This is a genomic window from Bacillus sp. AP50, from assembly GCF_040492675.1.
GTDB lineage: Bacteria > Bacillota > Bacilli > Bacillales > Bacillaceae_G > Bacillus_A > Bacillus_A cereus.
Genome location: NZ_JBEUTW010000182.1, coordinates 1 through 10,002 on the forward strand (window position 1 = coordinate 1; position 10,002 = coordinate 10,002).

The following is a 10,002-nucleotide window of genomic DNA, read 5'->3' on the forward strand; positions in this document are numbered from 1 at the left end:
ACATTGTTGTTTTCCACCTTAATATTCATATGCATTTTATTACATTGATTTTCATACAATTTTCATTACATACAATGTAATAAAAATCATAATAACCTCAAATGAATTATTATTTTTAGATAATAATTCATTTGAGGTTATGTCACCATTTTAATACTAATAAAAAAGTGCAGATTTTCATCTGCACTTTTTTTATTCTTCCACTTCAGCTTCTGCACTACTATTTTCAAGATGCTCCTTTTGAGCTTCCTCTTGCAGCTCCGCTGAAATCATCCCATAATAAAGTTCCGGATATAACCCAAATATTTGATATACACTTCCTAAAAACGGCATCAGAATCCCTCTTTTCTAAAGTTGTATTGCCACTTTTAAGGATTCCCTTTTCATTCATTATACATTCGTTTTTGGCGTTTCTTCTTCATCTTGAACACTTAATAAATTTTGCCATTTTTTATACGGAGCGCTATTTGGATCTACATATCCTTTTGCATGCGAGCGATCCCACAATTGTTTAATAAACATTTCTTTCTCTTTCTTTGCCACCATATCGGCACCTGTACCGTAATAGTTCTGGAAATACAACTCAATTTCATCAAGGAATAGTCTTAATAATTCATCTGATGTTTCTTCTAACGTCGGATCATACTTCGCTTCACGGTCATACATTAAAATCATATCTAAAAGATTGTGGACATGTTCTTTTCTAAGCCACCTTACATCTTGAGCTCCTAATACGAACGGATGTGTATATAAATGTCCACCTTGTATCATCGCCTTTTCTTGCTCTTCTTCAAATCGTGACAAGATGTTTTCATAAATAAACGGATTATGAAGCAATGCTCTGTGTAATTTATAACTTTCGCTTGAAATATTTTTCCCCATCGACTGAATTAAAAAGCTACGTCCTACACCGTTATATTGATACACAAATTGTCCATCAACAGCAACTAAACTAATCCAGCGATACATATATGCGTATAGTAATGCACGATTACATTTATCATAATCTAATTTTGTTTGAGTCGCGTTTAAATCTGGCATAAAGGCTGGTAAGTGCCAATACTTATCTAAATGCGGCGTTAAACTAGATTTTTTACTATTTAATTTGTTTACACGGCGATAATACGATTGGAAATAGTCACCTTTATCATTCATAAATCCGTTTGAAATATGTCCTGATGATAATTTAGGAAAGTCTTGCAGCGATAAGCCGTAATGCGCTCGATAACAGATTACTTCAAATGGCGAAAAGGCTTCATGTACTGTATCTTTTTCTTTAAACATTTCTTGAATTAATTCCTCTTGCAGCTCTTTCTTTAAAGAAGGATGTATACCCCAATATTGTAATTCCCTATGATGAGCAACTTTCGGAACGAATGGACTCGCTAAATGGAACAGGTCTTCAATTTTTTCACGAACGTATTCATCACGATCACGTTTCTTATAATCTGCTTCTTTTCGCAACGCTTCAATGATATTCAGTTCTAATTTATCACGATAGCGTACTTGCAGTTCTTCATAACAATAGCTCAGTATATGTTCTCGGTAGAAATCCTCTACCTTTTTCGACTGAATCTCTTCTGTTTTCGCATCACGACAATATTCCCCGTACAAACTCATATAAATTTCCGCTGATATATCTTTCGGTAGTACACCTAAATTTAAATGTTGCTGCATATCTTGCCATATCTTTTCTTGCAGCTGTTCCTCAGCTAATACATATACATTCGTCGGGTTTGTTTTCCCTTCAAATTCCTTACTGCGCTTTTGGATTTCAAACAGTAAATTTTCACGTGTTTCATGTAAATTATCAAAAAATCTTTCCCAATATTGAATCATTTTATTAACTGCTTGATATAGCGATTGATATACAAGTTCTAATAGCATTTCTTTTCGATATTCATTTAATTTGTGTACATATTGCGTTACGATGTCTTCAAATTCTCTTTTGAATAAACGTTGCTGATTATTAATCATTTTTCCGAACCAGCCTTGTTGTTGAGCAATTTCTACTCGGCGTACAGCCGTTACCGTGCCATCGATATTACCTACATTAAATTTTTTATCGTAGTTTTGAATTACATTACGCTTTTGTTCATTATTTTCATGTAATCGATTCATTTTTTCTACTAACTGTTTTCGAATTTCATATAACATAAAACGTGCTGCTACTGGATGAACTGGATCTGTTTTCTTTAAAAACCATGTATTTAATTGATAGGACTGCCCTTCAGAACCACTTGGTGAAAAGCGGTCTGATTCAATCATGTCATATAAAAGTGTCGTTACATGTTCATGTACACGGCTCGGAATCGCATATGCATATAAGCGAACCGCATGATCCACTCTTGCCACTTCGCCTTTCATTTGTTCCATCATTTTCAGTTTCGCAGCTGAAATTTTACACTCATGTTGCAAACGATTTAATTCCTCATCTTTTTGCACCGTTCGTTGTACATAACTTTCTACAGCTTCTAAAAACAGTTTTGATTTCGCAACTCCGAGCTTACCACCCTCTGCTCCTTCACGTGTTTCATTGTACATTTGTCTATAGAAAATATGAGCTTGCTCTGGACGGGTAGCAAGATGTTCCAAGTCCTCTAAATAACTTTTACCTCTCTCCGGCTTTTCACGCTGCATCCCACGTTTTACATCTTGGTCATATCTTTGCTTCTTCTCTTGAAACAGTTGATCTAAATGAAGCCACGATTCATCTAAACCTTGCACAGCCCATTTTAAAGCACAATATTTTAACACATGCTCATACGGATAAATGAGTTTTGCCGTTCCTGCCCCGCAATATCGTCCTTTTCCGCTTGATTCTGCTAATTGCTGAATTTGATTGTCTTCTTGTGCAAAATGACTTGTGGACATCGGGCTAAATAACTGTAAATAAATTGTATTTGCCATCTGTTCCATATAATCTGATAAATTGTGTAAATGGTGTCCATGTAGGTTTTCATAATCGTATAAGAAACAATAATTGTACGGTAAATGATGTTGTTTAATTGTATGATTCGTTCTTCCGTCTTCATCTACTTGATCAGGGCGATACTCTAATTCAATTGTTACACCGCCGCGTTTTGATAATTCTCCAGTAGAACCGAGCGTAATAGCATGTAATTCTTTTAACGATGCATAGCCGTTCGCTTGCACCGTTTCAAACTCTTTCGCACTAACTGTTCTCGTCTTTACTAAAACATCCGGCATTAAAAACGCACCGCGTATTAAAATGTTATGATGCTGCAATTTCTTCCGAAGCATTTCACGTAAATATAATGCAATTTGCAGAAACATCCCCGAACCTGTTCCGCCTGCTAGTGATGTTACTATAATGACACGCACACCATATTCTGTTTGATCACTTGTAACCGGAAAAATTTTCTCAATTTCTTGCCAAAAGGACGTTAATTTATCTTCTTTCATCGCAGCACGTAACGCTAAACGTGAAATGACGCGTAACTGTCCTGCTCCTTCTGTTAATGGTTTATCAAGTATAGTCGGATCCATCGGAAACCACTCTGGGATTGTTGGATCTCCTGCAATATACTCCCTGGGCGTTTTACTAGAACTCGTTTGTGTCTTAAACTTTCGAATATGATCAAATTTACTCAATGTATTCACATCTGTATCAAATACGTGCATTGCTACCTTTTTCCGGCGCTCTTCAGGTAATTTTTCATATATTTGATGCGTCACAGTACTACCGATTCCACCTAAACCAATTAATATTGTTGGAACTTGTAATGTCATGTGAACCACCTTCCTATTCTTGCTTGTTTGAAAAAAGGGAAAGAGAATGAATACTCCATCCCCTTCTTTTCCCTATCTACTATTCACATTCGTACTTGTAAATCTCCTTACCATATCCTCTATCAATTAGTAAAAGTTCATTTGGATATAGTGTCTTATGTTCCAGTCCTACTTCATCCTTTGTTATAAACATCCCATCAATAATCATTCCAACTACTTGTGATTCTTTCGCTACAAAGACAGATTTCGAACCTTTCTTCGCTATAAACGTAACGGATTGCACTGTTTTTCTTTCTGCTCTAAATGGGATACCAAAATAATGGTTCCACCATTTATTTCGGAGTAATTCTGGTTCAGATTGATATAGCCAATCTTTCGCTACCTCTTGATCCCATTCATAATACAGTAGTGCTTTCCGGTGAAATCTTGGCCGAACAATCCATCCTAAAACAATGATTCCTACTACTAGTAGTAATAAAGTGATAGGAATGACAAACTTAAAAATAAGCGCATATTTTTCATAAAACGGAGCATCTTGAATATGGAATGTTATGTTTTTCTTTACTTCTTGTAATTTTGAATCCTGCATTACGATGGTAGCTTCTACGGTGCCGGTATCTGTAAAATTAAATGTGTCGGAGTAATAGGGACGAGGATAAACATAGATCTGATTTCCATGTTGCTTTATTTCATAATTGATTGATTGTTTAGATGTGACACCAGTAGATTTTAATAGTTTTTTTACAGCTTCTTCTGTCATCGGCTTACCATCTAACTGTGGCTGCAAAACAAATGGTTTACTATTCTCTAAATTTGTCACTTTTTCTTCATAATCTTTTGTAACAGTTTGAAGTGATAATTTTGGTTTCTCAGCTGTTTCAATTTTAAATTCTTTCGTCTGTCTATAAAACCCCTTTATATTCATATGAACTTTCCCGCGTACTAACCCTTTACCAAGCTTAGTTTCGTAATAAAACACATGCCTTTTATCATCCCACTTCATCGGATATTGTTTTCCGTCTATTTCTACTTCTGCCTGAAAGTAAGAAGACTGAACTGGCAACTCCGTAGGCTTCGCTTCAATAACAGCAGTAACACCTTCGTACATTTCCTCTACATTTTTTTGACTACTATCATCTTTGTCATAAGTAGAAACCGTATAATTAAGCGCCGGTTCAACTAGTACTTGTAGTCCTTCTTTCTCAATGTCCTGGTCCACTTCTATCGTATAAGTTCCCGGTTTAATAACTTCCTCATTTTCCGTACTTATATGAACTATATTTCCGAACAATTTTGCTTCTCCTGGTGCATATATGGAAAAAGAAGATTGTAATTGTAATGGTTTAGAAATTTGTGTGACCTGATAATCGGGCAGAGAAGGCGATTGTCGTACAAGCGTCATACGCTTTAATGGAAACGGTGTTGTAATCTCTACTCTTTTCCCCACTACTTTCGTTTTTACAATCGATTCAACAGAGGAGAATGGATCACGATTTGCAACTAATGCTGCCACTTGATTTACACTTTTTACAATGCCATCTTCTCCGCTTGACGACATCGTAACACCATTTATCTCTTTCTTCCATATTTCCTTGAACGTATTTAGTTGTTCTTTTTCTTGTTGTCCTAAATCTTCTTCCATCGTAATTAAGACTGGATGTAACGATATCTTTTTTGCATCCATTTCTTTCTTAAACTGGGCTAATTTCTGCAAAATTTGTTCTTTTCCGCCAACCTTATCTTTCTCTAAATCATTAAATGCCCCGTCAGTTAATACAATAAGCCAAAATTCACGTTTCCCATCTATATCTGCTTCCTTTTTTAAAGATTGCATCGCCGTTTCTACCGCGCTAAATGGAGTATTTAAATACGTTTTCCACGCTCCAATTCCCTCAATTTCTGTTTGCCTTTTATCCTTCGTTAACGAAATGTTTAATAGATCATTCGGCTTACTCATTGGAACGTAAGAAAATTTATCTTTTTCATCCAATAGCGCAACTAAACTTTGCAAAGCATAATTGGCATATTTCCAGCGATCGTTATTTCTCATGCTGCCCGAATCGTCATATACAAGTGAAACGACCCTTTCCTTTGCCTCCTCTCCTTTTGCAAAAGCTGATAAAGGTAAACATATAAATAGAAACAACATGAACGTGGCACAAATTCGGATTTTCATGATGAGGCTTCGCCACCTTTGTAGACAAATTCCTATGTTTAAATTTATGAGAGGAAACAAGATATATGACTTGTATTTTAGGACAACTAACCCACCATAACTTTATTATGTAAACAGATCATACACTTGGTAATATTCCTTCTAGCATTCTCTATCCAATTATATAAGTAAAAAAGCCTGTTTAAGCTCCACGCTTAAAACAGACTTTTCCTACTTTTTATTTTAAAAACACATAACAAAAAGTTTGATTTTTGACTTAACACATCACTTCTATTGTAAATCCACCAGGTGCTTCAACGTAAAACGTATACGCATGGACATGCTTAGGAGGCTCGACCAAAAATCCATCTTCCTTCAATCTTTGATTTATCTTATCTACTTGTTCTTCACTTTCTTGTGGAAATCCTACATGAAATGTTTTTGGATACTGAACTTCTTTTCCTTTCATTAAAGTTAGTATAAATCCATCATTATCACGCATAACTGCAAAGGCATTCCCTCTTGTTCCACTACAAATTAGACCAAAATACTTCTCTAAAAACTCTCTAGCTGCTGTTACATCTGTAACTGTTAAATTAAGATGTTTAATTCCCAATCCTTCACCTTCTTTCTCAATTTTCTAACATTTTATCATACAAATAAAAAACACGCCTTCCACAGCGTGTTTCATTGCTTTACATACACTTCAACAATCGGATTCTCTTTATTATCCGCATGCAAGCGTATATTCTCTTCACTTGTATTATAAATACTAGCTAATAACATTATCGTTAACACATTAGGTGTCTTCGCATCACTTCCGTATTTTCTCTCAAGCGCTTCCTTATATTCAAAATCTAAATCCCCCTGCACATATGTATACACTTCAAAACCATCTTCTAAATTGCAAACTACTGTATCAATAATATCTGCCCCTACTTGCTTCTTCATTTCCTCTCGTAACGCTTCAATAAAATCTTCCCACGGTACTTCGTATGTCTGAAACTGATCTGTAGATTTCATGCCTTTTCCTCCTTATATATCCTCTTCTTATATTTCCCCTTTCCTATAACAATTATGATAGATAGGGCATTCGTACAAGCCGCACTTGTCCCCCTTACATATCGTATTACTGTAATGCGGAAGGAGGAAAGAACATGCATAGACAAAAATGTTATGATACATGCCAACGTTATTTCGGAAAAGTTGTTCGGATTGAAGACCGTGATGGCCGTATACATTTAGGTAAAATAATCGATTTGACACAAAACTCTGTATGGATCGAACCGGTGCAACAGCGCTCATCTTTTGATTCAGGATTCGGATACTACGACGCTTATGCAAACGGTGGTTGTGACCTTTGTGGAGGCCTTAGCAGGTGTGATAGTTGTGGATTCGGATGCGGTGGTGGATTCAGCAGCTGCGGATGTGGTGGTCGTGGTTGTAGTAGTTGTGGTTGCGGCGGCTGGGGAGGCGGCGGTTGTGGCTGGGGTGTTGAACTCGGATTTGGTTTCATCTTCGGAATTACATTAGCTGCATTATTTTTCATTTAACATAGTAAAGAGTTGGCTACCTTTAGCCAACTCTTTTTCTTTATTTTTCACATATAAAAATACGATGCCCTAAAATGTGTTGGTACATAAGCCGTACATTTTCATGCTGTGCCCACGCCTCATATAACTCATTCGGAATATGTGAGGATACATTCCATTCTGGCTCTTCTACATAGCCAGAGATTGTTTCTGCAATCGTGCCACCACCCGCAATTGTAATTCTTTTAAAATTTGCTTTCTGAAATAATTGTACCCACTCATTCTCAGTTAACAGTTCTTTCATGCCATATAATTGGGCGATTTTTTCTTCCTCACCCTTATCAATGTGCCTATCAATAATCATTTCAATGACAACAAGCTTACCGTCCTGCTGTAATACACGATAACACTCCGAGATAACCCTTTCTTTGTCTGTAAAAGCGATGATTGATTCTCCAAGTACGAACTCAAATGAGTTATTCAAACACGGTAAATGCTCTACATTTCCTTCAATTAATTGTATATCTAACCCTTCAAACAACCATCTATCTTTTGCCTTTTGAATCATAATTTCATTCTTTTCAACCGTTGTTACTTTATAGCCAAATTCCCTTGTCATATACGCCGCTGTTTTCCCCGTACCACAACCTATCTCAAGGACATTCGCTCCATATTTAAAAGGCAGTTGTGCTAACAATTGTTTTGTTAACGTAAAGCCACCAGGATGAGCACTTCCTATTCCGTAATAAGCTAGGAAATCGATGTATGTGTTTCGTTTCATGGGATTCTCCCTTTTTTATTTTATATATTCGAGCACGGAAGAAAAGTGCATAGAAAAAAGGGCGTATTGTACGCCCCTCATCTTACTTATCCTCTGTAATATATGCCCATTTATAGCTGTAGTCTCCACCAACCGGATGGTGAACAATACCTTTTACTTTCTGTCTTTGAACGATAGCATCACCACGTTGATATAATGGTGCAATTACAGCATCATCAAGTAATATTTTCTCAGCTTTTAGTAAGCTATCCCAACGTTCTTTCGTTTTCGTTAATAGCTCGCCTTTACCTTTTTCTACAATTTCATCATATTTTGGATTTGAATATCCAGTTTGGTTATGAGGACCATTTGTAACGAACATATCAATGAATGTCATTGGATCTAAGTAGTCAGGGCCCCAACCAGCGTAAGATAAATCATAATCTAAATCTGATTCTAATTTTAATTTTTGTTTAAACGGTTGATTTTTCAAGTTCACTGTTAACCCTGGTAAGTTTTTCTCAAGTTCTCCTTTTAAGAATTCTCCTACTTTCTTCGCATTATCGCTATCGTAGTTTAATAGCTCAATCGTTACTTGCTCTTTTCCAAGTTCTTTTTTCGCTTTTTCCCAATGCTCTTTTGCTTTTTTCACATCTGTTTTTAAAATATCTCCATTTTCTTTACGGAAGTCTTTTCCATCTGGACTCTTAGCAAATTCTTTTGGTACTAAGTAATCTGCTGGTGTAGATCCGTCATTTAAAATAACGTTCGTTAAGCCTTTTTTATCATATGCCTTTGCAATCGCTAAACGTAAATCTTTGTTCTTTAATACTGTATCTTGCCCACCACGTTTTTGGTTTAAACGTAAGAAGAACGTTGATGGTGTTTTTTGTGTATAAAAGTCTGGATTTGATTTATATTTGTCAACCATTTCAGATGTAAGTCCCGCACGATCGATTTGTCCGCTTTCATATAAGTTTACACGTGTACCGCTATCTTTTACTACGTTAAAGTTGATTTCATCTAACTTAACTGTTTTATTATCCCAATATTGTGCATTTTTCTTTAATTTCCATCCTTCTTCATGTTTCCAGTCTGTTAATGTAAATGGTCCGTTGTATAACGTTGTATCTGCTTCTAAACCAAATTTTTCACCTTTTTCTTTTACGAATTTTTCATTTAACGGATAGAATGTTCCGAATGAAGTTAATTCTACAAAGTAAGGAACTGGATTTTCTAATTCTACCTCTAATGTGTAATCATCTACAGCTTTTACACCTAACGTATCAAGTGGTGCTTTCCCATCATTAATTGCTTTTGCGTTCTTTAAATCAAACATAATGTATGCATATTCCGCTGCTGTATTTTTATCTATCGCACGTTTCCAAGCAAACACGAAATCCTTCGCTGTTACAGGGTCTCCATTTGACCATTTTGCATTTTTATTTAATGTAAATGTATACTTTTTACCATCATCACTCTTTTTATATGATTCAGCAACCCCTGGAGCTGCCTTATTATCTTTATCAAGTCGATATAAACCTTCCATTACGTTATTTAAAGCAAGAAACGATACTTGGTCTGTCGCTTTCGAAGAATCCATAGATGGAATTTCTTGGGCTTCTGTTAGATTCAATACTTGCTTAGCTGCTAATTTTCCACCTTCTTTTTCACCGCTTTTTGGTGTTGTGCTTGCCTTCTCTTTATCTCCTGATCCAGAGCAAGCTGTTAATGCCATACTCATTACTAAAACTGGTGCTACGACCGCTGTCAATTTTTTCATCTTTTTTCTCTTCATTTTT

The 10,002-nt window shown here is 35.9% G+C and carries 8 protein-coding genes; 1 reads left to right on the top strand and 7 read right to left on the bottom strand.

What is annotated here, in order from left to right; genetic code table 11:
- Positions 1–192 precede the first annotated feature (192 nt).
- The 5 genes from ABWK52_RS15315 to ABWK52_RS15335 form a co-directional block, all read right to left on the bottom strand.
- Positions 193–333, bottom strand: coding sequence for a hypothetical protein (locus ABWK52_RS15315; protein WP_001116193.1), 141 nt, complete (start codon positions 331–333; stop codon positions 193–195).
- 57 nt (positions 334–390) lie between these two features.
- A complete protein-coding gene (locus ABWK52_RS15320) occupies positions 391–3,753 on the bottom strand; it encodes a tubulin-like doman-containing protein (protein ID WP_098284117.1) in 3,363 nt (1,120 codons plus the stop codon).
- A 79-nt stretch (positions 3,754–3,832) separates the two neighbouring features.
- On the bottom strand, positions 3,833–5,929 hold the full coding sequence (locus tag ABWK52_RS15325) for a vWA domain-containing protein (protein WP_098542283.1): 2,097 nt from the start codon (positions 5,927–5,929) through the stop codon (positions 3,833–3,835).
- A gap of 256 nt (positions 5,930–6,185) precedes the next feature.
- On the bottom strand, positions 6,186–6,524 hold the full coding sequence (locus ABWK52_RS15330; protein ID WP_086410233.1) for a VOC family protein: 339 nt from the start codon (positions 6,522–6,524) through the stop codon (positions 6,186–6,188).
- A gap of 71 nt (positions 6,525–6,595) precedes the next feature.
- Positions 6,596–6,931: a hypothetical protein gene (locus tag ABWK52_RS15335; RefSeq protein ID WP_000842885.1), complete on the bottom strand. Its 336-nt coding sequence runs from the start codon at positions 6,929–6,931 to the stop codon at positions 6,596–6,598.
- 134 nt (positions 6,932–7,065) lie between these two features.
- Here ABWK52_RS15335 and ABWK52_RS15340 point away from each other — a divergent pair, with 134 nt between their 5' ends.
- Entirely contained in the window at positions 7,066–7,461 is a 396-nt protein-coding gene (locus tag ABWK52_RS15340; RefSeq protein WP_086410232.1) for a hypothetical protein, read from the top strand.
- Positions 7,462–7,501: 40 nt separating this feature from the next.
- Here ABWK52_RS15340 and ABWK52_RS15345 read toward each other — a convergent pair whose 3' ends face one another.
- Both ABWK52_RS15345 and ABWK52_RS15350 read right to left on the bottom strand, forming a co-directional pair.
- Positions 7,502–8,221: a class I SAM-dependent methyltransferase gene (locus ABWK52_RS15345; protein ID WP_000828247.1), complete on the bottom strand. Its 720-nt coding sequence runs from the start codon at positions 8,219–8,221 to the stop codon at positions 7,502–7,504.
- Positions 8,222–8,303: 82 nt separating this feature from the next.
- On the bottom strand, positions 8,304–9,998 hold the full coding sequence (locus ABWK52_RS15350; RefSeq protein WP_098542281.1) for a peptide ABC transporter substrate-binding protein: 1,695 nt from the start codon (positions 9,996–9,998) through the stop codon (positions 8,304–8,306).
- Between the last annotated feature and the right edge of the window lie 4 nt (positions 9,999–10,002).